25 protein-coding genes and 2 tRNA genes are annotated in these 23,332 nt (G+C 70.6%); 17 read left to right on the top strand and 10 right to left on the bottom strand.

The genetic code is table 11. The features are described from left to right. The first annotated feature begins 58 nt into the window (after positions 1–58). The 5 genes from gyrA (at position 59) to ACOJV9_RS09690 (ending at position 3,819) form a co-directional block, all read left to right on the top strand. A complete protein-coding gene (gene gyrA / locus ACOJV9_RS09710; protein WP_420185004.1) occupies positions 59–2,818 on the top strand; it encodes a DNA gyrase subunit A in 2,760 nt (919 codons plus the stop codon). Beyond that, positions 2,815–3,336: a DUF3566 domain-containing protein gene (locus ACOJV9_RS09705; RefSeq protein ID WP_420185003.1), complete on the top strand. Its 522-nt coding sequence runs from the start codon at positions 2,815–2,817 to the stop codon at positions 3,334–3,336. Before gyrA ends, ACOJV9_RS09705 begins: the two co-directional genes overlap by 4 nt. A 130-nt stretch (positions 3,337–3,466) precedes the next feature. After that, positions 3,467–3,543 (top strand) — tRNA-Ile (locus tag ACOJV9_RS09700). 31 nt (positions 3,544–3,574) lie between these two features. Further along, a complete protein-coding gene (locus ACOJV9_RS09695; RefSeq protein ID WP_420185002.1) occupies positions 3,575–3,715 on the top strand; it encodes a DLW-39 family protein in 141 nt (46 codons plus the stop codon). Positions 3,716–3,743: 28 nt separating this feature from the next. Continuing rightward, positions 3,744–3,819: transfer RNA gene (locus ACOJV9_RS09690), tRNA-Ala, on the top strand. Here the strand turns inward: ACOJV9_RS09690 and ACOJV9_RS09685 are convergent. The 3 genes from ACOJV9_RS09685 to ACOJV9_RS09675 form a co-directional block, all read right to left on the bottom strand. Next, on the bottom strand, positions 3,790–4,323 hold the full coding sequence (locus ACOJV9_RS09685; RefSeq protein ID WP_420185001.1) for a hypothetical protein: 534 nt from the start codon (positions 4,321–4,323) through the stop codon (positions 3,790–3,792). The two genes, ACOJV9_RS09690 and ACOJV9_RS09685, sit on opposite strands and share 30 nt — an antisense overlap. Before the next feature lie 72 nt (positions 4,324–4,395). Further along, positions 4,396–5,244 carry an SAM-dependent methyltransferase gene (locus ACOJV9_RS09680; RefSeq protein WP_420185000.1) on the bottom strand — a complete coding sequence of 283 codons (849 nt, stop codon included), beginning with the start codon at positions 5,242–5,244 and terminating at the stop codon, positions 4,396–4,398. A 92-nt stretch (positions 5,245–5,336) separates the two neighbouring features. Continuing rightward, entirely contained in the window at positions 5,337–6,752 is a 1,416-nt protein-coding gene (locus tag ACOJV9_RS09675) for an FAD-binding oxidoreductase (protein WP_420184999.1), read from the bottom strand. An 815-nt stretch (positions 6,753–7,567) separates the two neighbouring features. Here ACOJV9_RS09675 and ACOJV9_RS09670 point away from each other — a divergent pair. The 3 genes from ACOJV9_RS09670 to ACOJV9_RS09660 all read left to right on the top strand — a co-directional run bounded on the left by ACOJV9_RS09670 (position 7,568) and on the right by ACOJV9_RS09660 (position 9,617). After that, on the top strand, positions 7,568–8,302 hold the full coding sequence (locus ACOJV9_RS09670; protein WP_420184998.1) for a GAF and ANTAR domain-containing protein: 735 nt from the start codon (positions 7,568–7,570) through the stop codon (positions 8,300–8,302). A 51-nt stretch (positions 8,303–8,353) separates the two neighbouring features. Continuing rightward, entirely contained in the window at positions 8,354–9,079 is a 726-nt protein-coding gene (locus tag ACOJV9_RS09665) for an ANTAR domain-containing protein (protein ID WP_420184997.1), read from the top strand. Between the two features lie 274 nt (positions 9,080–9,353). After that, positions 9,354–9,617, top strand: a complete 264-nt coding sequence (locus ACOJV9_RS09660) for a hypothetical protein (protein ID WP_420184996.1) — start codon at positions 9,354–9,356, stop codon at positions 9,615–9,617. A gap of 32 nt (positions 9,618–9,649) precedes the next feature. Here the strand turns inward: ACOJV9_RS09660 and ACOJV9_RS09655 are convergent, their stop codons facing one another. Beyond that, positions 9,650–9,853, bottom strand: a complete 204-nt coding sequence (locus ACOJV9_RS09655) for a hypothetical protein (protein WP_420184995.1) — start codon at positions 9,851–9,853, stop codon at positions 9,650–9,652. 51 nt (positions 9,854–9,904) lie between these two features. Then, on the bottom strand, positions 9,905–10,519 hold the full coding sequence (locus ACOJV9_RS09650) for a LysE/ArgO family amino acid transporter (RefSeq protein ID WP_420184994.1): 615 nt from the start codon (positions 10,517–10,519) through the stop codon (positions 9,905–9,907). An 86-nt stretch (positions 10,520–10,605) separates the two neighbouring features. Here ACOJV9_RS09650 and ACOJV9_RS09645 point away from each other — a divergent pair, with 86 nt between their 5' ends. Further along, the gene (locus ACOJV9_RS09645; RefSeq protein ID WP_420184993.1) at positions 10,606–11,505 is read left to right on the top strand and encodes a LysR family transcriptional regulator ArgP; all 900 of its coding nucleotides are present in this window, start codon (positions 10,606–10,608) and stop codon (positions 11,503–11,505) included. Here the strand turns inward: ACOJV9_RS09645 and ACOJV9_RS09640 are convergent. Beyond that, on the bottom strand, positions 11,477–12,799 hold the full coding sequence (locus ACOJV9_RS09640; protein WP_420184992.1) for a glycoside hydrolase domain-containing protein: 1,323 nt from the start codon (positions 12,797–12,799) through the stop codon (positions 11,477–11,479). The two genes, ACOJV9_RS09645 and ACOJV9_RS09640, sit on opposite strands and share 29 nt — an antisense overlap. A 335-nt stretch (positions 12,800–13,134) precedes the next feature. Between ACOJV9_RS09640 and ACOJV9_RS09635 the strand changes: the two genes are divergently transcribed. Next, entirely contained in the window at positions 13,135–13,953 is an 819-nt protein-coding gene (locus ACOJV9_RS09635; protein ID WP_420184991.1) for a DUF2382 domain-containing protein, read from the top strand. Positions 13,954–14,061: 108 nt separating this feature from the next. Continuing rightward, entirely contained in the window at positions 14,062–14,889 is an 828-nt protein-coding gene (locus tag ACOJV9_RS09630; protein WP_420184990.1) for a hypothetical protein, read from the top strand. A gap of 62 nt (positions 14,890–14,951) precedes the next feature. Here ACOJV9_RS09630 and ACOJV9_RS09625 read toward each other — a convergent pair whose 3' ends face one another. The 3 genes from ACOJV9_RS09625 to ACOJV9_RS09615 form a co-directional block, all read right to left on the bottom strand. Continuing rightward, positions 14,952–16,250 carry a PxKF domain-containing protein gene (locus ACOJV9_RS09625; RefSeq protein ID WP_420184989.1) on the bottom strand — a complete coding sequence of 433 codons (1,299 nt, stop codon included), beginning with the start codon at positions 16,248–16,250 and terminating at the stop codon, positions 14,952–14,954. 397 nt (positions 16,251–16,647) lie between these two features. Next, positions 16,648–17,760 (bottom strand): PLP-dependent cysteine synthase family protein, encoded by a 1,113-nt coding sequence (locus ACOJV9_RS09620; protein WP_420184988.1) that lies wholly within the window; start codon positions 17,758–17,760, stop codon positions 16,648–16,650. Positions 17,761–17,881: 121 nt separating this feature from the next. Beyond that, the gene (locus ACOJV9_RS09615; RefSeq protein WP_420184987.1) at positions 17,882–18,775 is read right to left on the bottom strand and encodes a hypothetical protein; all 894 of its coding nucleotides are present in this window, start codon (positions 18,773–18,775) and stop codon (positions 17,882–17,884) included. A gap of 119 nt (positions 18,776–18,894) precedes the next feature. Between ACOJV9_RS09615 and ACOJV9_RS09610 the strand changes: the two genes are divergently transcribed. Together ACOJV9_RS09610 and ACOJV9_RS09605 are read left to right on the top strand one after the other, a co-directional pair. Next, positions 18,895–19,413, top strand: coding sequence for a peptidylprolyl isomerase (locus ACOJV9_RS09610; protein ID WP_420184986.1), 519 nt, complete (start codon positions 18,895–18,897; stop codon positions 19,411–19,413). 30 nt (positions 19,414–19,443) lie between these two features. Continuing rightward, positions 19,444–20,376 (top strand): rhomboid family intramembrane serine protease, encoded by a 933-nt coding sequence (locus ACOJV9_RS09605; protein ID WP_420184985.1) that lies wholly within the window; start codon positions 19,444–19,446, stop codon positions 20,374–20,376. A gap of 175 nt (positions 20,377–20,551) precedes the next feature. Here the strand turns inward: ACOJV9_RS09605 and ACOJV9_RS09600 are convergent, their stop codons facing one another. Beyond that, positions 20,552–20,806 carry a cell division protein CrgA gene (locus tag ACOJV9_RS09600; RefSeq protein WP_420184984.1) on the bottom strand — a complete coding sequence of 85 codons (255 nt, stop codon included), beginning with the start codon at positions 20,804–20,806 and terminating at the stop codon, positions 20,552–20,554. A gap of 69 nt (positions 20,807–20,875) precedes the next feature. Here ACOJV9_RS09600 and ACOJV9_RS09595 point away from each other — a divergent pair, with 69 nt between their 5' ends. From ACOJV9_RS09595 to ACOJV9_RS09580, 4 genes are read left to right on the top strand one after another with little or no spacing between them, the layout of a single operon-like run. Further along, positions 20,876–21,625: a DUF881 domain-containing protein gene (locus tag ACOJV9_RS09595; protein WP_420184983.1), complete on the top strand. Its 750-nt coding sequence runs from the start codon at positions 20,876–20,878 to the stop codon at positions 21,623–21,625. Further along, on the top strand, positions 21,622–22,344 hold the full coding sequence (locus ACOJV9_RS09590) for a class E sortase (RefSeq protein WP_420184982.1): 723 nt from the start codon (positions 21,622–21,624) through the stop codon (positions 22,342–22,344). The genes ACOJV9_RS09595 and ACOJV9_RS09590 overlap by 4 nt, the downstream gene beginning before the upstream one ends. After that, complete coding sequence (locus tag ACOJV9_RS09585; RefSeq protein ID WP_420184981.1) at positions 22,344–22,550, top strand: hypothetical protein; 207 nt, start codon at positions 22,344–22,346, stop codon at positions 22,548–22,550. Before ACOJV9_RS09590 ends, ACOJV9_RS09585 begins: the two co-directional genes overlap by 1 nt. Further along, positions 22,547–23,212, top strand: a complete 666-nt coding sequence (locus ACOJV9_RS09580; RefSeq protein ID WP_420184980.1) for an aminodeoxychorismate/anthranilate synthase component II — start codon at positions 22,547–22,549, stop codon at positions 23,210–23,212. Before ACOJV9_RS09585 ends, ACOJV9_RS09580 begins: the two co-directional genes overlap by 4 nt. Positions 23,213–23,332: the final 120 nt, after the last annotated feature.

Raw genomic sequence — 23,332 nt, 5'->3', positions numbered from 1 at the left:
ACGAACCGAACTTCTGCGGCATACCGCTGTCGCACTGTACTGAGAGACAAGGGAACTGATGGCTGACGACATCGACGGCACGGACGACCTCGACGTGGAGGACGTGGCCGAGCAGGGCTCCGTCGCGCCCGACCGGTCACCGGGCGAAACCGACCGGGTCGAGCCGGTCGACCTCAACACGGAGATGCAGCGCTCCTACATCGAGTACGCGATGAGCGTCATCGTCAGCCGGGCGCTGCCCGACGTGCGTGACGGCCTCAAACCGGTGCACCGCCGCGTCGTCTACGCGATGTACGACGGGGGCTACCGGCCCGACCGCGGCTTCAACAAGTGCAGCCGCGTCGTCGGTGACGTCATGGGTCAGTACCACCCGCACGGTGACGGCGCCATCTACGACGCCCTCGTGCGCCTCGTCCAGGATTGGTCGCTGCGCTACCCGCTCGTCCAGGGCCAGGGCAACTTCGGCAGCCCGGGCGACGACCCCGCCGCCGCGCCGCGCTACACCGAGTGCCGGATGGCGCCGCTGTCCATGGAGCTCGTCCGCGACATCGACAAGAAGACCGTCGACTTCGCCCCGAACTACGACGGCAAGACGCTGGAGCCGACGGTCCTGCCGGCGCGCTTCCCCAACCTGCTCGTCAACGGCTCGTCCGGCATCGCCGTTGGCATGGCCACGCAGATCCCGCCGCACAACCTGCGCGAGGTCGCCGACGCCGCCCAGTGGCAGCTCGACCACCCGGACGCCACGCGCGAAGAGGCCCTCGAGGCCGTCATGGCGCGCGTGCACGGGCCGGACTTCCCCACCGGCGCGCTCATTATGGGCCGCAAGGGCATCGACGACGCCTACCGCACGGGCCGCGGCTCGATCATCATGCGCGCGGTCGTCGAGGTCGAGGAGATCCAGGGCCGGCAGTGCCTCGTCATCACCGAGCTGCCCTACCAGGTCAACCCCGACAGCCTCGCTCAGAAGATCGCCGAGCACGTCAAGGACGGCCGCCTCCACGGCATCGCCGATATCCGCGACGAGACCTCGGGCCGCACTGGCCAGCGCCTCGTCATCGTGCTGCGGCGCGACGCGATCGCCAAGGTCGTGCTCAACAACCTCTACAAGCACACCCAGCTGCAGACCTCGTTCGGCGCCAACATGCTGGCGCTGGTCGACGGGGTGCCGCGCACGCTGCCGATCGACGCGTTCATCCGGCACTGGGTCGACCACCAGATCGACGTCATCCAGCGCCGCACGGCCTTCCTCCTCAAGGAGGCCGAGGACCGGATCCACATCCTGCGCGGGCTGCTCAAGGCCCTCGACCTCCTCGACGAGGTCATCGCCCTCATCCGCCGCTCGCCCACGGCCGAGGCCGCGCGTGACGGGCTCATCGAGCTCCTCGAGATCGACGAGATCCAGGCCCGCGCCATCCTCGAGCTCCAGCTGCGTCGCCTCGCGGCCCTGGAGCGCCAGAAGATCATCGACGAGCACGACTCGATCCAGCGCGAGATCGAGGACTACCTCGACATCCTCGCCAAGCCCGAGCGCCAGCGGACGATCATCTCCGAGGAGCTCGCGGCCATCGTGGAGAAGTTCGGCGACGATCGCCGCACGGTGATCCACGGCTTCGACGGCGACATGTCGATGGAAGACCTCATCCCCGAGGAGGACGTCGTCGTGACGATCACCCGGGGCGGCTACGCCAAGCGCACCAAGGTCGACGCCTACCGCTCGCAGAAGCGCGGCGGCAAGGGCGTCAAGGGCGCGGCCCTGCGCGGTGAGGACGTCGTGGCGCACTTCTTCACGACGACCTCGCACCACTGGCTGCTGTTCTTCACCAATCTCGGCCGGGTCTACCGCGCCAAGGCGTACGACCTGCCGGACGCGAGCCGCGAGAGCAAGGGCCAGCACGTCGCCAACATCATGGCGTTCCAGCCCGACGAGCACATCGCCCAGGTGCTGGCGCTCAAGGACTATCAGCAGTCGCCCTACCTCGTGCTCGCCACCAGCAACGGCCTCGTCAAGAAGACCCGGCTCTCCGAGTACGACTCCCCTCGCTCGGGCGGCCTCATCGCCGTCAACCTGCGCGACGGTGACGAGCTCGTCGCCGCCGGGCTGACCTCGTCGGCCGACGACCTGCTGTTGGTCTCCAAGAAGGGCAAGTCGGTGCGCTTCCACGCCGACGACGCGACCCTGCGGCCGATGGGCCGGTCGACCTCCGGGGTCACCGGCATGAAGTTCGTCGGCGACGACTCGCTCCTCGCGATGTCGGTCATCGACGAGGGCACCGACCCGGACGTCTTCGTCGTCTTCGAGACGGGCATGGCCAAGCGCTCCAAGGCCTCGCAGTGGAGCGTCAAGGGGCGCGCCATCCAGGGTGTCACCGTCGCCAAGCAGACCGAGAAGGGCGGCGACCTCGTCGGCGCCCTCACCGTCGACGAGGACGACGAGGTCATGGTCGTCTTCGAGCGCGGCAACATCGTCCGCTCCCGCGTCGACGAGGTCCGTCTCACCGGCCGCAACACCGGTGGCGTCTGGTTCGCCAAGCCCAACAAGAACGACGCGATCGTCGGGGTGGCCCGCAACGCCGAGAAGGTCGTCGAGGAGGAGGTCGCCGAGGCCGACGCCGAGGGCGTCTCCCCGGTCGACGGGACCCCGCTCGACGCGCCCCTCGAGACGGCGGTCGAGGCCGCTGGTCCCGAGGTGGACGACACCGACGACACGGCTGCAGTCACAGGTGCGGGGGATGACCTCGGCTCGACCGATGGCGTACCGTCGGAACCTCAGGACGGCGCCGCTGGCGACGACGAGCGTGACGGAGACGACGAGTGAGCACGGCAGACCAGGCAGGGACCTCGATGCGCTCGGCGTCGGGCGCCCCGGCCCCTGAGCCCACCCGATCGATGAGCCAGACCGGGTCCTCCGGCTCCAGCCGGGCCGCGTCGGCTCCTGCGTCGCAGGCGCCCGCCGCCTCGGCTCCGGCGCGCGGTCGTCGCGTGAGGCTCACCGTCTCGCGGGTCGACCCGTGGTCGGCGATGAAGATGTCTTTCCTGCTGTCCGTGGCCCTCGGCATCGCCGGCGTCGTCATGGTCTCGGTGCTGTGGATGATCCTCGCCGGCATGGGCGTCTTCGACCAGGTCAACGGCCTCGTCGGCCAGATCATCCAGGACGGCGAGAACACCTTCGACATCATGGACTTCCTCGGCTTCGGCCGGGTCGTCTCGCTCGCGATCGTCGTCGGCGTCATCGACGTCATCCTCATGACGGCGCTCGCTACCCTCGCGGCCTTCCTCTACAACGTGTCGAGCAGCCTCGTCGGCGGCCTCCAGCTGACCCTCACCGACGACTGACCTCACCACCTCCATCCGGTATGCCGTCCGCGCGCTTGCGTGGGCGGCATACCGTTTTGTTGGTAGGCCGGAGGGTGGGGTAACCTCGTCTCTCGCGCCGCCGTGAAGGTGGCGCCGCCGGATCGGCGACGGGCCTATAGCTCAGACGGTTAGAGCGCTTCCCTGATAAGGAAGAGGCCAGAGGTTCAAGTCCTCTTAGGCCCACCATCCGATCCTCGACCTGCAGAGGTGGAGATCCGTGAAGAAGATCCTCGTCGTCGCCCTGACCGCGCTCACCGCCGGCATCGTGAAGAAGAAGCTCGACGCCCAGGGCGCGGACCAGCGGCTGTGGGCCGAGGCCACCGACTCGGGTACGCCGCAGGTCCCCAGCAAGAACTGAACACCTCGGCGGTGCTGATTGCCGCCCGGGGGCCATGGCGCAATTGGTAGCGCACCTGCTTTGCAAGCAGGGGGTTAGGGGTTCGAGTCCCCTTGGCTCCACCACAGGTCAGAGGCCCTTTCTCGAATCCGAGAAGGGCCTCTTTCGTCCCCTGGGTCGAGCGAGACCCGCGCCCGCAGCCGGGGCCGCTGCGGCAGCGCCGCCCAGACCAGCGCCCCGGTGAGCGTGACGATGACCATGAGGGAGCGAGCGCCGCCGCCGGCCGAGACCGCCGAGGCGACGAGGCCGACACCGACGAACGCGAGGTGGCGGTAGCCGGCCGCCGTCGACGGCCGCTCGCCCCTCCACCCGGCTCGCAGCATCGGCAGGAGCGCTCCGAACCAGAGCGCCACGAGGAGCAGGCCCTGACCGGTGAGCTGGTGGAAGCGGTGGTCGGCCTCGGTGCCGGTGACGAGCATCGCGGTGATGCTCACGGCGAACGACGTGGGGAGGGCGCAGGCGAGCAGCCCGGTGAGGGCGACGGCGGCGCGGCGGCCGCGGCCCGGACGGGAGACCTCGGGGGTGGAGGTCTCGGTGGACGGGGAGCTGGGGAGCGAGGTGGTGGTCATGAATCCACCGTCGTGCGCCCACCGTCCCGGGGACATCGTCGAGATGTCCCGACGATGTCCCGGACGAGTCGCTCAGCCGTGATCCGCGCGTCGGACGAAGCGGAGCAGCCGGTACTCGAGCACCCCGCCGAGATGGCAGGCCTGGAGGGCGTCTCCACCGACCATCGAGTCGGCCCACATGGAGCGGCCGCGCCCGAGGCGGAGCAACGGCTGGGCCAGGTGGATGAGCCGGTCCCGCGGGCGGCTCAGCCGCTGCATCGCCGACAGGTCGCGGGACTCCACCAGCTCGAGCCCCACCACCCGGGCCAGTCGGGCAGCCTCGGCGACGGACAGGACGGACGGCGCGTGCCAGCCGGACCGGAAGTCGTCGAGGCGCGGATGGCTCGCGTCACCGGCCAGGACGTCGTCGATGACGACGAGCGTGCCGCCCGGACGCAGGACGCGGGCCGCCTCGCGGAAGAACGCGGCGGCCGGGTCGGCGTGCACGAACGACTCGATCGCGAACGCCAGGTCCACGCCGGCCAGGTCGCTCGGCAGCGCGGTGAAGTCGGCCACCGCGAAGCGCACCTGTCCCGGCCCCGGCCCAGCGGCGGCGGCAGCGGCGTGCCGCTCCGCCCGTCGGATCTGGTCCGGACTGATCGATACACCCACCACCTCGACCGGCCTCCGCGCTGCGAGATACAGCGCGGCCGTCCCCACTCCACAGCCCAGGTCCAGCACCCGCCGGTCGTCCGGGCCGAGCTCCGCGAGCACCAGGGCGTGGGCGTGGTGCACCGCCTCGCGGCGGTTCGTGACGCCGGGCCCCCACAGCTCGCGATGGATCGCCCGCTGGCTGCCGCTGAGCAGGAACTTCCAAGTGTTGCGGTCGTAGTACCTGCGGACGCCGGCCCGATGGGCCTCGCTGGTCGTCGTCCGCGCCATGCGTCCAGTGTGCCCACGATCGGGAGGTCGTCGACGCGTTCCGACGATGTCCCGGGCGCGCCCCTGCAGCGCCCGGGACACCGAGTCGGGGGTCAGGCCGGACCGCGTCGACGCCCGGGCACGGGGTGGTTGGCGGCGAACAGCCCGTCCGGGTCGGCCTGCGCGCGGATGGTGCGCAGCCGCTCCCAGGCTCCCCTGTCGTATGCCGTGCTGGTGTCGGTCCGCTCCTCGGTGAAGTTGAGGACTGAGGTGCCAGTGGCCCACGGCGCGAGCGCCCCGACGAGCGACGTGGCGTCGGCCCGCCCCTGCTGGGCCATCTCCGGGGTCGCCGCGATCGCGACGAAGAACCCGGCATACGCACCGTCCAGGTGGGAGAGCGCACCGGCGTCGGCGGACGAGCGACCCAGCGCCCCGCCGAGCTGGCGGAGCTCGGCCGCGAGCAGCGACGTCGTCGAGCCGGGACCGACCTCGGCGAGGAACGCCTCGATCGCCTCCTCGGGCAGTCCGTCGAGGACCGTCCCGGCGGACACCGCGGGCGTCGGACCCTCGGGGTCCATGTGCAGCCGGGTCAGCGTCGCCGACGGGACGCGGGTGAACGTGTCCATCTCGGGCTCGAGCATCCGCAGCGGCGCGAGCAGCGCCTCGGCGACGGCGTCGTCGGCGAGCACGGCGCCGTCGATGACGACGAGCTGGCGGCCGCTGAGGAAAGGCGGGAGCTCCGGCAGTGGCGGGAAGCTCATCACCCGCAGCGACGTCGTCACGGAGTCGGGGGCGGTGCGCGACCACTCGGCCCAGGTCCGGACCACCTCGGGAGCGCGCTCGCGGTCCCAGAGGAGCATGCCGGCATACACGTCCGAGATCGGGTAGAGCCGGAACTCGATGGCGGTGACCACCCCGAAGTTGCCGCCGCCGCCGCGCAGCGCCCAGAACAGGTCGCGCTCGGTGCGGGCGTCGGCGCGCACGAGCGAGCCGTCGGCGGTGACGACCTCGACGGCGGTGACGCTGTTGGCGGCGAGGCCGAGCGAGCGGGCGTACCAGCTGAGCCCACCGCCGAGCGAGTAGCCGATGACGGCGACGTCGGGCGACGAGCCGTGCAGGGCGGCGAGCCCGTGTGGGGCTGCGGCCTCGACGACGTCCTGCCACAGGGCACCGCCCTCGGCGCGGGCGATCCGCGACTCCGCGTCGATGCTCACGGCCGACATCTCGTTGGTGCGCAGGAGGACGACGTCCTCGAGCGCCTGGTCGGCCAGCGCCCCGGCGTTGTGCCCGGTGCCCTGAGGGGCGACGCGCAGCCCGGCAGCGGCGGCGGCACGCACGACGTCGGTGACGTCCTGCGCGTGACGCGGGAAGGCCACGGCGGCCGGACGCTGGTCGACGGCGACGTTCCACGGCATACGGGCGGTGTCGTAGCCGGGATCGCCGGCCAGGTGGACCGCTCCTCCGCACAGGTCGCGCAGGGCGTCGGCGGGAGAGACGGGGGTGGGGTCGAGGGTGGTCTCGACGGTCATGGCGGAAGTCCTTCTCTGGGAGGAGCGAACGGGACCCTCGGTGTGGGCCCGTGGCGGATGGGGGTGGGTGTGGTGAGGCACCGGGACTGAGGAGCCGCGAGGCCCGGTTCAGATACGTCCCGGTCGGTGGGGTGTGCCCAGGGCGAGCCCGTCGAGGGCGACGAGCATCCCGTCGACGGGCAGGGCCGCGACGCCGACGACGCTCAGCCCCAGGCGGCCCGTCAGATTTGGAGGGGGACGGGCACCTTCGCGCCGCTGATCCGTCGCGCCGGAGGGAGAGGCGACGGACCAGCGTTCATGGCTCAGCGCTGGCGCCAACGTGAGGTCGACAGCTGGCGCCAGCGTGCTTGTGGTCGCGGAGCCCGGTCACCACACGCGCCCGACCGAGCGCATCTGCGCACGCAGCGTGCCTGCCGTCGGTGACTGCCATGATGATGGACTCCCGCGATGGGGGGATCTCGCCACCGGGGTCCAGGGCAGCCGTACCCGTCGAGTCTATGGCACGTCGCTTCCATCGGACAGGCCTGGGGCGGGCCAACCCGATCGAGCCACCGGTGGAGGGCTCTGTCGTCACACGCAGACCTCGCGCCACGAGACGATCCGGCGGTGCCGTCGTCGCAGGGGGATACGCTGACAGGTGGATCATGGTCGCCCCTGGTGTCAGGGTCCTCCACCGCCCAACGAGGTCCGGGAAGGGATCGACGTGAGTGCCAGCAGCCTGGCGGTCGCACACAAGGGATCCCGCTGGCGCCGTTCCGGAGGCTCGCGGTGGCGGAGAGGGTGCGTCCCCGCCCCCTCCCGAGAGCGGGTGTGTCATGAGTGACGAGGATCTTCGGGTGGCGCTCGACCGGATTCTCGGCGACGATGCGGGCAGCACGGCTCCCCCGTCGGGCAGCCTGGGACGACTGGAACGCCTGTGCACGACCCTCGCCCGCGTGCTCCCGGCAACCGGGGTCGGGGTCAGCCTCCTCATCGACGACGTCCACGCCGGTGCCACCGTCGCCGTCTCAGACCCCGACAGCAGGGTGCTCGAAGAGCTGCAGTTCAGCCTCGGTGAAGGGCCCTCCATCGACGCCTATGCCACCCGGCGGCCGGTCTTCGAGCCCGACCTTGAAGGTCAGGGCACCCGCCGCTGGCCGGGGTACGCGCCGGCTGCGCAGCAGCGCGGTGTCCGAGCCGTCTTCGCCTTCCCACTGCAGGTGGGTTCGGCTCGCGCGGGCGCCATGGACATCTACCGCTCGGAGGTAGGTTCACTGGCCCCCAGCGCCCTCGACCGGGCACGCACCTTCGCCGATGTCGCCATGGGCCTGCTCGTGGACACGCAGGCCCGAGCGACCGCCGACGCGCCCTCAACCGACCTCGATGGCGCGATGGCTCACCGCCTCGAGGTCTACCAGGCGCAGGGCATGGTCATGGTGGACCTCGACGTCGGCCTCGACGAGGCAATGGCGCGACTGAGGGCCTTCTCGTACAGTGAAGGGCGGGCCATCAGTGATGTCGCCAAGGACATCGTCGACGGAAAGCTCGTCCTGGAACGAGACAGCACATGAGAGCGTCGGAACCCACGCGATGGCGCACCGCAGAAGCGGGAGGCGGACAGCATGATCGCCGTTGAGCGTCTCACCGAGGTCTTCGTCGAGGTGGCCGACACCCTCGTCGACGACTTCGACGTCATCGAGTTCCTCGAGTCCCTGACCAGGCACACGGCCGAGGTCAGCGGCTCCACCTCAGCCGGCCTGCTGCTGGCGGACCCGCACGGCCAGCTGCAGTACATGGCGTCCTCCCAGGAGTCGGTGCGGCTGTTGGAGCTCTTCCAGCTCCAGTACGACGAAGGGCCGTGCCTGGACTGCTACCGCACCGGCGAGGCCGTGGTGAACAGCGACCTGCAGCGAGCAGGGCAGCGGTGGCCGCGCTTCGCACCGCGCGCGGCGGCTGCCGGGTTCCAGTCGGTCCACGCCTTCCCCCTGCGACACCGGCGGACCGTGATCGGGGCGCTGAACCTCTTCGGCTCCGGGACCGGCGACCTCGAGCCGACCGATGTCCGCATCCTCCAAGGGCTTGCCGACATCGCCACGATCGGTCTCCTGCAAGAGCGCAGCATCAGCAACGCGGAGATCCTCACCGAACAGCTGAAGCGGGCGCTCACCAGCCGGATCACCATCGAGCAGGCGAAGGGCATCCTGTCCCGGACCCACGGCATCGATGTCGATGCCGCCTTCGAGCTGATGCGCCTCTATGCCCGCCGCCATCGGCACCGGATCAGCGACGTCGCCCGGGCAGTGGTCACGGACCCCGCCGAACACCCCGAGCTGACCACGCGGACCTGACCGGCAGCAGCTGGCCGTCACAGGTCGGGGTCGGTGACCCCGCGCAGCGCCGTGAGGGCGTCACGGACCTGCTGCGCAACCTCACCCTCAACCGGATGATCCACGACTCGGCCGTGCTCCGGGCCGAACCGCTGCGACCGACGAGATCGTCGACCGGATCCGCAGCGGCATCGGCACCCGGCGGCACAACTCCTTCGTCACGCCGCTCGAGACGCTCACCGACATCCTCGTCCACAGCCAGGACATCGCAATCCCCCTCGGCGTTGAACTCGCGATGCCGCCCGCCGCCTGCAAGACCGCGGCGACCAGGCGGTGGGACACCCGCCGGAGCTGGCTCTCGACGGTCTTCCGCCGGCTCCCGCTGGGTGCGTACCGACTCGCTGCCACCGACACCGACTGGACCCGAGGTGAGGGCCCGAGCATCGAGGGCCCGATCGGAGCGCTGCTGCTCCTGCTCACCGGCCGTCCGGCGGCCCTCGAACGGCTCACCGGCCCGGGTGCCGAGGCACTGAGGGCATCCGGCACGAAAGAACCCTGAGCGGCACCACGCGGAGCGCGCGCCGACCCAGCTCAGGCGTCGTTCTCGACGTCGGCCGCGGACTCCGTCGACTCCCCTCCCTCGTCGTCCGACCCGTCAGCGGAAGACATCTTGCGCCGAAGCGCCTGCTCGAGCTGCTGGAGCGGGTCGACGTAGCCGGGGGGCGGTGGCGGGTCCGGCGTCACCGGCGGGAACGTGCTCCCGTCCGGTCGAAGGTGCGACGTGTGGTGGTTCATGGCTCTCTCCTCCACCTCCTCCTTCCCCGATCGGCGGCGGCCAAACTGGTTCTAAAAGGCGGTGCGGAGGAGGAAGGCGGCCAGCGCGAGCATGACCAGACCGATGCCGATGTCGAGCACCTGCCAGGTGCGGGGGCGGGCGAACCACCGCGAGGCGAGCCGAGCGGCATACCCGAGAGCGGTGAACCATCCGACGCTGGCGACCCCGGCGCCCAGGCCGAACCACCACTTCCCGGTCGGCCCGTACGACGCGCTGAGGTTGCCCAGCATGAGCACGGTGTCGAGGTAGACGTGCGGGTTGAGCCACGTCAGGGCGAGCGCGGTGAGGACGATCGACCCCTTCGCCGACGGTGCGCCGGCCACGAGGGTCTTCGGCGTGCGTGCCGCGAGCAGGGAGCGCACCCCGAACCAGACGAGGTATGCCGCCCCGCCCAGGGTGAAGACCCGCAGGACGGTCGGGTGGCCCTCGACCATGGCCCCCACGCCGACGACCCCGGCGACGATGAGGGCGAGGTCGCTCAGTGCGCAGATCGCGACGACGACGCCGATGTGGTCCCGGGCGACACCCTGCCGGAGGACGAAGGCGTTCTGTGCGCCGATGGCGACGATGAGGGAGAAGCCGGAGAGGAGCCCGGCGAGGACGGTGGTGAGGATCGTGGTGGTCATCGTGGTCGACGCTACGGTTCGCGGGCGGTGAAGCCCAGCGAAGGATTCTTCGCAGCCCTTAGTGGCGCTTCATCTAGGATCGATGGGTGCAGACCGACCAGCTCCGGGCGCTCCTCGCGGTCGTCGACGGGGGGACCTTCGAGGCCGCGGCACGCCGGCTGCACGTGACGCCCTCGGCGGTGAGCCAGCGGATCAAGGCACTGGAGCACTCGCTCGGGCAGGTCGTCGTCCGGCGAGGGTTGCCGTGCGAGCCGACGCCGGCGGGCGAGGTGCTCGTCCGCCTCGCGCGCCAGCAGCACCTCCTCGAGCAGGAGGCACGGGCCGCGCTCGAGGAGTCGGCCGCCCCTCGGGAGCTGGCCGTGGCCGTCAACGCGGACTCGTTGGCGAGCTGGTTCCGCCCGATCCTCCACGAGTTCGCCGGCTGGGAGGGCGTCGTCCTCCGGCTGCACGTCGAGGACGAGGGACACAGCCACGAGCTGCTGCGTGCGGGCACGGTGCTCGGTGCCGTGACGTCGAACCCCGTTCCCGTGCAGGGCTGCTCGGTCGAGAGGATCGGCGGGATGCGCTACCTGCCGGTCGCGACCCCGGAGCTGCGCGACCGGTTCACCAGGGGTCGAACCGTCGACTGGGCCCGGATGCCGGTGCTGCGGTTCAACGAGCACGACGAGGTGCAGGCCGGTGTGCTCGCCCGCCACGGGGTCGAGCGCGAGGCGATGCCACCGACCCACCGCATCCCGAGCTCCGAGGCGTTCGCCGAGGCCGTGCGCGCGGGGCTCGGGTGGGGAGCCCTGCCGCAGGCCCAGTGCGCCGAGGAGCTCGAGCGGGGGTCGCTCGTCAGGCTCGGCACCCGCGACCACGTCGACGTCCCGCTCCACTGGCAGTCGTGGCGGCTGCGCTCACCGCTCGTCGACCGGCTCACCGACGCCATCCGGGCTGCGGCACCGGCCCAGCGTCGGACTAGGGACAGCGCGGGACCGGCGCGCTGAACGTCGTGTTCGAGGCGTTGGACACGTAGTAGTCGCTGATCCACCTGCCGTCGACGAGCTGGTTCCACACCCCCGTCGTGCCGACGACCGTGCCGGACCTCTGGCAGGCGACCCAGGCGAGGGCGCCGCCCTGCAACGAGCCGTTCACGGCATACGAGGTCCCTGGACCACTGCGGGTGTTGACGGGTGTCGAGATCGTCGTCTGTCCCGGGTAGGAGCACCGTTGCAGCGGCGCGCTGAAGGTCGTCGACGACGGGGTGGAGATGTAGCGGTCCGAGACGTATCCGCCCGTGCTGATCCGGTCCCACACGGAGGTGGTGCCGACGACCTGGCCGCGGGCCTGGCAGATCACGGAGACGGAGGCGTTGGGTGCCAGGGTCCCGACGATCGGGTAGGCGCTCGAGGGGCCACTGCGCACGTTGAGCGTCCCGGTGCTCGTCACGCGGTAGGTCCGCAGCACCGTGGCGACCGGTCCGCGCATGAGGTTGCTGTCGATGTTGAGGGTCACGCCGCCCCAGGTCTCGTTGTGGTCGCCGCGGTACTGCTTCGCGCGCTGGAACTCGGCCCACAGGGTGTTGCCGGCCGTCGGCCAGTTCTGCGTCGTGGCGACGCCGTCCCAGCGCGCCATCCAGACGGCGTCCGGTCGGGCGAGGCTCGTCGAGAGGTAGCTCGCCGCGAGGTCGCGGACGCCGGAGTCCTGGTGCGCGTACACACCGGCGAGGTAGCCGGCCCGGTGCAGGGCCCGGGTCCACTCCGAGACGTAGGTGCGCACGGCGGCGGTGCAGCCGGCCGCCGCCCGGTCGTAGTGTTCGACGTCGGCGTAGAGCGCGCTTCCGGGGATCATGCCGAGTGCCTTGGCCTGGGCGACGGCGTCGGCCCCGTCGGCCGCCCCCCGTGCTGCCGCACTGGTGGTGCTGTAGCGATAGGGCTTGCTCCCGAACATGCAGAACGGCTGGTCGCCCATGTAGGTCGGGACGAGGAACCATCCGGCGGCCGTCGCGCTGCGCACCCACGAGGCGGTGAGGTTCGGCTGGGTGCAGGCGCGGTTGCGACCGCCGAAGTAGGTGTTCACGCCGGTGTAGGGGGCCCTGCCCCTCCACGCGCCCAGGGCGGTGAGGGACGGAGCCGTGCAGGTGTCGAAGAAGTAGGCGGAGACACGGCTCGCGGAGGAGGCTGCGGGGTAGCTCCCGGGGGTGGCCGGGTCGGCCTGGGCCGCCCCGGGCAGGACCAGGGCCATGGCGAGTGCCGCGAGGACGGCGCCCGCCCGGGTCGACAGACGACGTGCTTGGCTCATGGTCCACCTCCTGCGCGGCGCCGTACCGGGCGCGCGGCCCCACGCGCTCCATGATCCGCCTCGCCCTTGTGAGGGCGAAGCCGTTTCACGCACTCAACGGGACCAAATTTTCCCGGTCAGGTCGGGCCGTCGGTGACTAGGTGCAGAGAGCAGGAGGTTTGTGCCCGAGCCGCAGGGGTATCCGACCCTGTGCCGGCACGAGGCTCCGTTCGACCAGGAGACGTCGTGCCGAGTGGGTCGACTGCCACACCGAGGCGGTCGGCACGGCCGCCCCCCCGTCTGGGAGGGAGGCAGCCGACCCACGGACATCACCGTGCACCGCACCAGGAGGATTCATGCTCGACGAGAACCAGATCCAGTCCGTGATGGGCAACGACGTCTACAGCAGCGACGGCGAGAAGATCGGCCGCGCCGGCACGGTCTACCTCGACGACCAGTCCGGACGCCCCGAGTGGGTCACCGTGAACACCGGCCTGTTCGGGATGAACGAGAGCTTCGTCCCGCTGGAGTCCGCGACGTTCGGCGACGACAGGCTGACGGTCCCCTTCACCAAGGACGTCGTCAAGGACGCGCCGAACGTCAACCCGGATGAGGGCCACCTCGACCCCGAGGAGGAGGAGCGGCTCTACCGCCACTACGGCGTCAGCGGTGGCGTCGGTGGTGACATCGACGGCGACCAGACCCAGACCGCGTACGCGACCGGCGGCGTCGACGACGACGCTGACCTGGGTCGTGGCGACCGTGGCGACACGTCCGGGCCCGACACCGACAACGCGATGACGCGGTCGGAGGAGCGGCTCCGGGTGGGCACCGAGGCCCGGGAGACCGGTCGGGCTCGCCTGCGCAAGTACGTCACGACCGAGCAGCAGCAGGTCACGGTCCCGGTCAGCCGGGAGGAGGTCCGGGTAGAGCGCGAGCCGATCACGGACGCCAACCGCGACGAGGCGATGGCCGGTCCGGCGATCTCCGAGGAGGAGCACGAGATCACGCTCCACGAGGAGCGACCGGTCGTCGCGACCGAGGCCGTCCCGGTCGAGCGCGTCAGCCTCGGCAAGGAGACCGTGACCGAGCAGGAGCAGGTCAGCGGCGAGGTGCGCAAGGAGCAGATCGAGGCCGACGGCGTCGACGAGACCCGGGGCACCCGCGACCGCTGATCCAGCGCTCACACCCCGAGACACGTCGTGGGGTCGATCCGCACCCCCGGATCGGCCCCACGACGGCTTCCCCGGCACCTGCCGAGGACCGAACACAGGAGAAGCGACATGAGCAGCACACCTGGCCGCAGGAACACCGACCCCGACGACAGGTACGAGCACGCCGAGAGTGACCAGGACGGCCGTCGGCGCGGCGTGTTCAACCGTGACCGAAACGACCGGGACGACCCGAGCGACCGGGACGACCGGCGCATCGGGCACGAGCGGGACGTCCGGCGCGACGACGCGTATGACCGGGACGTCCGGCGCGACCACGACTACGACAGGGACGTCCGACGTGACGACAGGGCCGGGCATGTGGTCGACCCGTCCCGTCCCATCACCGACGTGGCGGCCCAGAAGGCGGAGTACGGCGGCGTCAAGCCGGGCGCGGCCTTCTTCGGCTGGCTCACCGCGACCGGCATGACCGTCGTCCTGACGGCGTTGCTCGCCGCGGCGGGTGCCGCGCTGGGCATCGCGACCGGGACGGACGTCGACCAGGCCGCGAGCGACGCCACGGAGAACGCCACCGGTGTCGGTACCGCCGGGATCGTCGGCCTCGGCCTCATCCTCCTGCTGGCCTACTTCTGTGGTGGCTACGTCGCCGGCCGGATGGCCCGCTTCAGCGGCCCTGCCCAGGGCGTGGCCGTCTGGGTGTGGGCCCTGGTCATCGCCGGGCTGCTGGCCCTGCTCGCCGTCCTCGCGGGCAACGAGTACAACGTCCTCCAGGACATCAACGTCTTCCCCCGCATCCCGGTGGACGAGGGCACGCTGAGCACGGCCGGGATCATCGCCCTCGTGGTGGCCCTGGTGGCGAGCCTCGTGGGCGCCATCCTCGGTGCCATCACCGGTGTTCGCTACCACCGCAAGGTCGACCGCGCCGGCATGGTGGTCTGACCCGCACACTGGACATGAGGAAGGCCCGGGGGAGCAGTGCTCACCCGGGCCTTCGTCATGGGTCACTTCAGCTTGAAGTTGGCGCTGATGGCGGACCCATCGTCGGTCTTCATGGTGACCGTGTAGCACGCGCCCGCGTTCTTCGGGGTCTGCCAGTTCTGGATGAACTGGCCGCCGGTGGCGTCGTACCGCAGCGAGGTGGCTCCCGTGGTGACGAGCTCGACGTCATCCGTCACGGTGCTCGTGCCGCAGTTCACCTGCTTGACCGAGAAGGCCTCGACGACCGCCGGGTCGGTCAGCTCGGTGTTGCCGGCGAAGACCTCGAACTTCAGTGGCACGGTGGAGCCGCCCTTGACGGTGTTGAGGACGCCGCCCATGTCGACCGGCTGGAAGAAGCCGCGAAGCGTCCACGCGAGCACGGTGTAGTCGCGCTGCTCCGTGGTGGAGTTGGCCGCCTTGTCCTTTGCCGTGGCGCTCAGGGTGTGAGCGCCGACCGTCGTGCCGTAGCCGGTGACGGCGCAGCCGTCCGGACCGGAGAGGGCGTCGCTCGCCTCGCAGGTGCCTGCAGCAGGAACCGAGCCGAAGTAGTAGCTCGCGCCAGCGGCCGGCCCGCCGAGCCAGGTCACACCCGGCCCAGTGAGGTCGACATCGACGTCACTCACGCCCCCCTTGGCGCTGTTGCCCGCCCTGTCGTAGGCCGTGCCTTCGTGGAGCTGGTCCTCGCCCTCGATGAAGGTGTGAGGCGCGGGGCAGTCGGCGATGCCGGAAGCCGTGTCGCCACAGGTGTACGTGACGGTCGGAGCACCGCTGGTGACGTTCCACCAGCCGCTGTCAGGGCGGACCGGGCTGATCACGGCCGAGATGGTCGGTGCCGTGGTGTCGACGATGGAGTAGGTCGCGGACGACGTGGCAATGAGGCCGCCCTTGTCGGTGTAGCTGCAGGTCGCCGTCTGTGAGCCCAGACCGTATGCCGCGAGCGGACCGGTGATCTCAGTCAGTGACACGGGTGGAGTGGAGGAACCGTCCTCGGCGTCATCAGCCGCGCATGTGGCTGCGGGAACGGATCCGTGCTCGTAGGAGGCGCCGTCCGTCACGCCTGTCACCGTGACGGTCGGCGCCGTGTTCGTCTGGGCGCCCGGCGCGATGACGACATCGAAGGTCGCTGGCGCGAGGTTGAAGGTGCCAGTGCTGTTGTTGGTTGCCACTGTGAGGGTGACCCGGCTGTAGCCAGCCGACACGGGGGTGACGGTGATGCTCTGAGGAGTGCCGCAGTCGGTGAACGTCAGGCTGCTAGGAAAGACCGTGGCCTTGGTGGCGTCGGACGAGACGACGTTGACGGTGAGGCTTGCGTCGTTCTTCACGTTGCAGCCGTTCTCACCGTCGCCGACCCTCGGTTGGACATCGAACGCGGTCGTCCCTGTCGCGCCACCGGCGGCCAATGACATGGACTCGACTGTGTCGTCCAGGGTGTTGCCCACAGTGTTGAAGACATCGTCGGCAATGGCGGTGGCGGCGCCGGCGGTGAGGGCGATGGCAGCTATCGCGGCGAGGGACGTTCGACGGAGCAGGGACGTTCTCACGGGCTCTCCTGGCAGGGTGGTCGACGGCGAGTAGGGAGTTGTCCCCCACGGCGAACCTAGGTCGGCCTGACACTTGTGATGAGGCGAATCGTGAAACCGGGCTAGTCAATTCCTCATAGCCAGAATGAGCCATCCGGGGCTAGGCCGTCCCCCTGCTTACAGCGAAACCTTCTGGAACTCAGCCGGTCCAGAGACCGTCGTCCCACGCGGAAGCCAGCACACCGGCATACCGCGCAAGGTCATGACCCTTGGCCGCCACCCACTCGTCCGAGTTGTAGGTCTCGTCGTAGCGGTCGCCGCGGTCGCACACGAGCGACACGATCGACCCGCGCTCGCCAGACGCCTCCATCTCCGCCGCCAACCGCAGCGCGCCGTAGATGTTCGTCCCGGTCGACGGGCCCGCCGATATGCCGGTCCGCTCACGCAGGAAGCGCATCGCCGCGATCGACGCGCAGTCGGGAACTCCGAGCATCCGGTCGACGACGAGCGGCAGGAACGACGGCTCCAGCCGGGCCCGCCCGATGCCCTCGATCCGTGACGGCTCGAGCCGCGCCTCCCCGTCGCCCTGCCACGCCGGCAGGAACGCCGAGTGCTCGGGGTCGACGACGCACACCCGCGAGTCCAGCGCCTGGTAGCGCACGAACCGCCCGATCGTCGCCGACGTCCCGCCCGTCCCGGCGCCCACGACGATCCAGGCGGGGACCGGGTGCTCCTCCATCGACATCTGCTCGAAGATCGACTCGGCGATGTTGTTGTTGCCGCGCCAGTCCGTCGCCCGTTCCGCGTTGCTGAACTGGTCGAGGTAGACGCCACCGGCCGCATCGGCCACCCGGCGCGCCTCGGCATAGACCGCCGTCGGGTCGTCGACGAGGTGGCACCGCCCACCCTCGCGCTCGATGAGGGCGATCTTGGCCGGCGAGGTCGTCGACGCCATCACCGCCACGAACGGCACGCCGAGCATCCGGGCGAAGTGCGCCTCGCTCACCGCCGTCGACCCCGACGACGCCTCGACGACGGTCGTCCTCGGCCCGATGACGCCGTTGCACAGCCCGTAGAGGAAGAGCGAGCGCGCGAGCCGGTGCTTGAGCGAGCCGGTCGGGTGGGTCGACTCGTCCTTGAGGTAGAGGTCCACGCGGTCGCACCCCGGCAGGTGCACCTTGATGAGGTGGGTGTCGGAGGTCCGCGTCGCGTCGGCGCGCAGCTTGCGGATCGCCTCGCGCACCCACGCCCGGTCGTCCGTGGGCCGGAGCCCGGTGTCGACCAGGGGAGCGGGCGTCGTCGGCGATGACATGGCGCTCAACCTATCGGGCCGTCACGGGGGTGGCCTGCCCCCCGGAAACGCGACGTTCCCCCCGGAACACTTCCGGGGGGAACGGTCACTTTCCGGGATCAGGCGGAAAAGGGCGCGCAGCTCAGGTGTTGCTGTCGTTGCGGCTCTCGTCGAGGTGCGGGGTGGAGAGGTCCGAGCCCTCGGACGTGCCCGAGGTCGAGGGAGCGGAGCCCTCGGCCCAGTCCCCGGCGTCGGTCCAGGCGTTGCTGTCGGAGACGGTCTCGGTCGTCTGCTCGCCACCGAACTCGGAGGCGTCGCCCGCCGAGCCCGAGCCCGAGTCCTTGGACTCGGCGGCCTTGTCGGACGCCTTGTCCTTGACCTCGACGGCCTTGTCCTTGACGGCGGCGCCGGCAGCAGCGGCCTTCTCCTTGGCGGCGGCGGCGAGGTCGGTGACCTTGTCGCCCACGCTGGAGCCGTTGGTGCTGGCGTGGGTGCCGCCGAGGGAGGAGTCACGGCCCGAGCCGGGAGCGTTGTAGGCGCCCGCGGTCGCCCACGGGTCCTTCTTCTCGGTGGACTTCTTCCACGCCAGGGCGGCGGCGCCGGCGGCGAGAAGGCCGAGGAGCACGAGGCCCTTGCCGCCACCGCGCTTGGCCGGCTTGGCGACGGCGTCACCCTTGAGCACGTGGTACGCGTCGGGGGCGCGGTCGGCGGCCTCGGAGGCGGCCGCCTTGGTGGCCGCGGCACCCGCGAGCACCGTGGCGAGGGCGGACGCGAGCTTGGGCACGACCTCCTCGACGAAGGTGTCCCGGGCGTCCTGCACCTTGGGGGCGGCCTCGTCGGCGTAGCTGCGCGCGGTCTCGCGGGCGTGCTCGACGCGGGGCGCGGCCTTCACCTTGAGCTCGGCGGCGCGAGCCCGCAGGTCGGCAGCGGTGTTCTGGGCAGCGGACGAGGCGTCCGATGCGCTGGAGGCGGCGGTCTCGACCCGAGCCGCGACGGCCTCACGGGCCTGTTCGGTCTTGCTCTTCGTGCGGAACACGACGATCTCCTATCGATGGACGATTGAACGGTGTCGCCGTTCAACGGCTCCTTCCATCAAACACTGTTTGACCAGCACTGTCACAGTCGGGTCACAGGGCAACCCATACGATGGGACGCATGAAGGCAACGATGAAGACCAACCACGGCACGATCAACCTGACCCTGTTCCCCGACCAGGCGCCCAAGACGGTGAAGACCATCACCGGCCTCGCGACGGGCGAGCTCGAGTACAAGGACGACGCCGGCCGCACCAGCCCGGACAAGTACTACGACGGCCTGATCTTCCACCGCATCATCCCGGGCTTCATGATCCAGGGCGGCGACCCGATGGGCCAGGGCTTCGGTGGCCCCGGCTTCACGTTCGACGACGAGATCCACCCCGAGCTCCAGTTCGACCGCCCCTACCTCTTCGCCATGGCCAACGCCGGCAAGCGCATGGGCAAGGGCACCAACGGCAGCCAGTTCTTCGTCACGGTCACGCCGACCCCGCACCTCAACGGCAAGCACACGATCTTCGGCGAGGTGGCCGACCAGGAAAGTCGCGACGTCGTCGACACGATCGCCGCCGTCAGGACCGGTGCGAACGATAAGCCGGTCCAGGACGTTGTCATCGAGAGCTTCACCATCGAGGACTGACCCCAGCAGAACGAAGGCGAGCGTGAGCGCGTGAGCGAGCCCACGGCATACGGACAGACCGGCACCCCGGAAGAAGTGCCGGTCTGCCCGCGTCACCCCGACCGCGTCTCGTACGTGCGATGCCAGCGCTGCGGCCGGCCGGTGTGCCCCGAGTGCCAGCGCGCGGCGGCGGTCGGCGTGCAGTGCGTCGACTGCGTGCGCGAGGGCCAGAAGTCGATCCGCCAGGGCCGCACCGTCTTCGGCGGGGACGTCAGCGGGGTCGCCGGCCGGCCGATGGTCACGACGACGATCATCGGCATCTGCATTGCCGTCTTCCTCGCCCAGCTCGCCTCACCACCGGTCACCGACGAGGTGGCCTTCGTGCCCTACCTCGGCGACACCGAGCCGTGGCGCTTCATCACCTCGGCGTTCGCGCACAGCCCGCGCATGCTGCTGCACATCGGCTTCAACATGTACGCGCTGTGGGTCATGGGCCAGTACCTCGAGCCGATGCTGGGGCGGGCCCGCTTCGCCGCGCTCTACCTCATCAGCGCCATCGGCGGCTCGGTCGTCTACCTGCTGCTCGCCTTCCCGCACACCATCGACGAGCTCAACCGGCGCGACTTCGGCGCGTGGGAGACCCCAGCGGTGGGCGCGTCCGGTGCGGTGTTCGGGCTGTTCGGGGCGTTCCTCGTGCTGCAGCGCCGGCTCGGCCGTTCGGCGGCGACGATGTACGCGACGATCGGCATCAACGCCGTCCTCGGCTTCGTCATCCCGGGCATCGCCTGGCAGGCGCACCTCGGGGGGCTCCTCGTCGGGGCGGCGTGCGCGGCGGTCGTGGCCTACACCGGTCGTCGGCCGGCGGACGCAGCGCCGACGCAGCGTGCGAGCTTCGGGGTGCACTGGATCGGGCTGGGCGCCATCGCGGTCGCGCTCGTCGGGCTCACCCTGCTCAAGTACGCGCTCACCTCGTCCCCGATCTGACGCCGGATTACATCGCTGTCATTCATCCACACTGGGGACAACTCCTGTGGACAACTCCCGGTTGTCCACAGCCTGTCCCCACACGGTGTGGGCGGCAGACGCGGAACGGCCCCCGACCGATGAGGTCAGGGGCCGTTCTCGTATGCCGTTCGGGCGGCTCGCGCGGCTCGGGCGGTCAGCGCCAGCGCGTCGTCATGAGGAAGCCGGCCATCATGAAGGCGAAGCCGGCCCCGAGGTTCCAGCGGCCGATCTGGGGCAGCGGGTACTCCTTGACGCCGGAGATGTAGTAGGTCACGACCCAGACGAGACCGATGAGCATCAGCCCGAGCATGACGGGCACGAACCAGCGCGGGTTCGGCTTCGTGGCGTTGGTCTGCGCCGTGCGGGGCGGGGTGTAGGCGGGCTTGGCGCGGCCCTTGGACTCTGGCACGGACTGTCTCCTTGACGTTCGGGGTCGTGGCCTAGCGTAGAGCCTGGACCTTGAAAGGCGGTGACCCCCGTGGCCGAGCGCAGGACCTTCCTCACGACGCGACCCAGCGGGTGGTCGCTCCTCGTCCCCGTCGTGGCCATCCTCGCCGGCATCCTCTTCGCCACGAGCGGGTCGGTCGCCCAGGGCCGCAGCCTGCGCTCGGACGCGGCCGGCATCCCCGACATCATCCGGCAGGAGACCAAGGAGAACGCCCGGATGACGCAGGAGCTGCAGGCCCTCGAGACCGAGGTCGAGCAGCTCACCCGCACGAGCACCCCCGGCAACGCCGCGATCGGCGAGCTCAAGCGCGAGGCCGACGCCCTCGCCGTCGCCGCGGGGCGCACCCCGGTGGAGGGCCCCGGCGTGGAGGTCCAGCTCGACGACTCCGAGCTCGGGGTCGACGCCCTGCCGCCCGGCTTCACAGTCGACGACATCGTCGTCCACCAGCAGGACGTGCAGGCGGTCGTCAACGCCTTCTGGGCCGGCGGCGCCGAGGCGATGATGATCCAGGACCAGCGGATCATCTCCACCAGTGCCGTCCGCTGCGTCGGCAACACCCTCATCCTCCAGGGCCGGGTCTACTCCCCGCCCTACCGCATCCGCGCCATCGGCGACCCGCAGCGGCTGCGCGACATCCTCGAGCAGTCGCCCGAGGTCTCGATCTACAAGGAGTACGTCAAGGCCGTCGGTCTCGGCTACGACGTGGCGTCCTTCGACGACTTCTCGTTCCCGGCGTATGCCGGCTCGATCACGCCCGACTACGCCACGGTGGCGCCGTGAGCCGGAGCCTGCGCGGCAGGGCAGCAGGGGTCGTGGGGGTCGTCGGCGAGGTGCTCGTGACCCTCGGCGCCCTGGTCCTGCTCTTCGTCGTCTGGCAGGTGTGGTGGACCGACGTCGAGTCCGACCGGGCGCACGCGGCGACGGTCACGTCCCTGGAGCGCGAGTTCGCTCAGGCGTCTCGGGACGTGGGTGGCGCCGGCGACCCCGGTGATGCCGACAGCACGGTGCGGATCGAGGGAGACGTCTTCGCCGTCGTGCGGATCCCGCGCTTCGGTGCCGACTACGCCCGTCCGCTCGTCGAGGGGACGTCGGCGAAGGAGCTCGCACGGGGCCTCGGCCACTACGTCGGGACGGCCGCGCCCGGACAGGTCGGCAACGTTGCCATCGCGGGGCACCGCACCACCTACGGCAAGCCGCTCGCCGACATCGACCGGCTCCGCGCAGGCGACGAGGTCGTCGTCGAGACCGCGGCCGGCGAGAGCACCTATGCCGTGACCAGCCACGAGATCGTGCGTCCGTGGGAGTCCGACGTCATCGCGCCCGTGCCGGGTGACCCGGGTGCCACGCCGACGAAGTCCATGCTCACGCTCACGTCCTGTCATCCCCGCTTCAGTGCCAAGCAGCGGTGGATCGTGCACGCCGAGCTCGTCCGCACCCGGACACGGGCGCAGCTCTCGCTGGTCGACGACCTGCCCGCCCCGCGCGTGGAGACGTCCTGATGTATGCCGCACTGTGGCGCACGCTGCCGGGACCCGTCCTCGTGAGGGTCCTGCTCCTGCTCCTGCTGGTCGGGCTCGTCGTGGTCGCCTGCTTCGAGTGGCTCTTCCCGCTCGTCGCCTCCTGGCTGCCCTACGACGAGACGACCGTGGGCACCGATACTGGTGGCACGGCATACCCGCCCTTCCCGACTCCGGAGCCCTCGTGACCGACTCGCCCCGCCGCATCCTCGTCATCGACAACTACGACTCGTTCGTCTTCACGATCGTCGGCTACCTCGAGCAGCTCGGCGCCGAGTGCACGGTCGTGCGCAACGACGCGATCAGCGCTGCCGACGGCGCCGACTTCGACGGGGTCCTCGTCTCGCCGGGGCCGGGCACGCCGGAGGAGGCCGGGGTGTCGATGGCGATGATCGAGGCGTGCGGTGAGCGGGCGCAGCCGATGCTCGGCGTCTGCCTCGGGCACCAGGCGCTCGGCGTCGTCGCCGGTGGGGTCGTCGGGCGGGCACCCGAGCTCCTCCACGGCAAGACCTCGCTCGTGCACCACGAGAGCGACGGGGTGCTGGCCGGGCTGCCGACGCCGTTCACGGCCACGCGCTACCACTCGCTGACGATCGACCCCGCGACCCTGCCCGAGTCGCTCGTCTCCACCGGGCACACCGAGAGCGGCATCATCATGGCGGTCCAGCACCGCCAGCTGCCGCTGCACGGCGTCCAGTTCCACCCGGAGTCGGTGCTCACCCAGGGAGGCCACCGCCTCCTCGCCAACTGGCTCGAGGTGTGCGGCGACCCCGACGCCGTCGACCGCTCCGTCGGCCTCAGCCCCCTGGTCCACGACGCCGCCCACGTCGCGGCGCACGTCACCGACTGAGCCGCCCACCCGGCATACCGCGCCGCTTCTCGAGCGACCTACTGCACCGTAGTGCGGGGTGGATTCAAGCGGTGAAGGAAACACCGGGGTTGTCGTGCTCGGACAGTAGCTTGTCGAGGA

Source organism: Knoellia terrae (genome assembly GCF_048606435.1).
GTDB lineage: Bacteria > Actinomycetota > Actinomycetes > Actinomycetales > Dermatophilaceae > Knoellia > Knoellia terrae.
This window is presented reverse-complemented; position numbering and strand designations above follow the sequence as displayed.

What these genes read in the sequence shown, in the direction of transcription:
- gyrA (WP_420185004.1), top strand. Translation starts at nt 59, where the DNA reads ATGGCTGACGACATCGACGGCACGGACGACCTCGACGTGGAGGACGTG.
- ACOJV9_RS09685 (WP_420185001.1), bottom strand. Translation starts at nt 4,323, where the DNA reads ATGACCACCACCTCGCTCCCCAGCTCCCCGTCCACCGAGACCTCCACC.
- ACOJV9_RS09680 (WP_420185000.1), bottom strand. Translation starts at nt 5,244, where the DNA reads ATGGCGCGGACGACGACCAGCGAGGCCCATCGGGCCGGCGTCCGCAGG.
- ACOJV9_RS09675 (WP_420184999.1), bottom strand. Translation starts at nt 6,752, where the DNA reads ATGACCGTCGAGACCACCCTCGACCCCACCCCCGTCTCTCCCGCCGAC.
- ACOJV9_RS09670 (WP_420184998.1), top strand. Translation starts at nt 7,568, where the DNA reads ATGAGTGACGAGGATCTTCGGGTGGCGCTCGACCGGATTCTCGGCGAC.
- ACOJV9_RS09665 (WP_420184997.1), top strand. Translation starts at nt 8,354, where the DNA reads ATGATCGCCGTTGAGCGTCTCACCGAGGTCTTCGTCGAGGTGGCCGAC.
- ACOJV9_RS09660 (WP_420184996.1), top strand. Translation starts at nt 9,354, where the DNA reads ATGCCGCCCGCCGCCTGCAAGACCGCGGCGACCAGGCGGTGGGACACC.
- ACOJV9_RS09655 (WP_420184995.1), bottom strand. Translation starts at nt 9,853, where the DNA reads ATGAACCACCACACGTCGCACCTTCGACCGGACGGGAGCACGTTCCCG.
- ACOJV9_RS09650 (WP_420184994.1), bottom strand. Translation starts at nt 10,519, where the DNA reads ATGACCACCACGATCCTCACCACCGTCCTCGCCGGGCTCCTCTCCGGC.
- ACOJV9_RS09640 (WP_420184992.1), bottom strand. Translation starts at nt 12,799, where the DNA reads ATGAGCCAAGCACGTCGTCTGTCGACCCGGGCGGGCGCCGTCCTCGCG.
- ACOJV9_RS09635 (WP_420184991.1), top strand. Translation starts at nt 13,135, where the DNA reads ATGCTCGACGAGAACCAGATCCAGTCCGTGATGGGCAACGACGTCTAC.
- ACOJV9_RS09630 (WP_420184990.1), top strand. Translation starts at nt 14,062, where the DNA reads ATGAGCAGCACACCTGGCCGCAGGAACACCGACCCCGACGACAGGTAC.
- ACOJV9_RS09620 (WP_420184988.1), bottom strand. Translation starts at nt 17,760, where the DNA reads ATGTCATCGCCGACGACGCCCGCTCCCCTGGTCGACACCGGGCTCCGG.
- ACOJV9_RS09610 (WP_420184986.1), top strand. Translation starts at nt 18,895, where the DNA reads ATGAAGGCAACGATGAAGACCAACCACGGCACGATCAACCTGACCCTG.
- ACOJV9_RS09585 (WP_420184981.1), top strand. Translation starts at nt 22,344, where the DNA reads ATGTATGCCGCACTGTGGCGCACGCTGCCGGGACCCGTCCTCGTGAGG.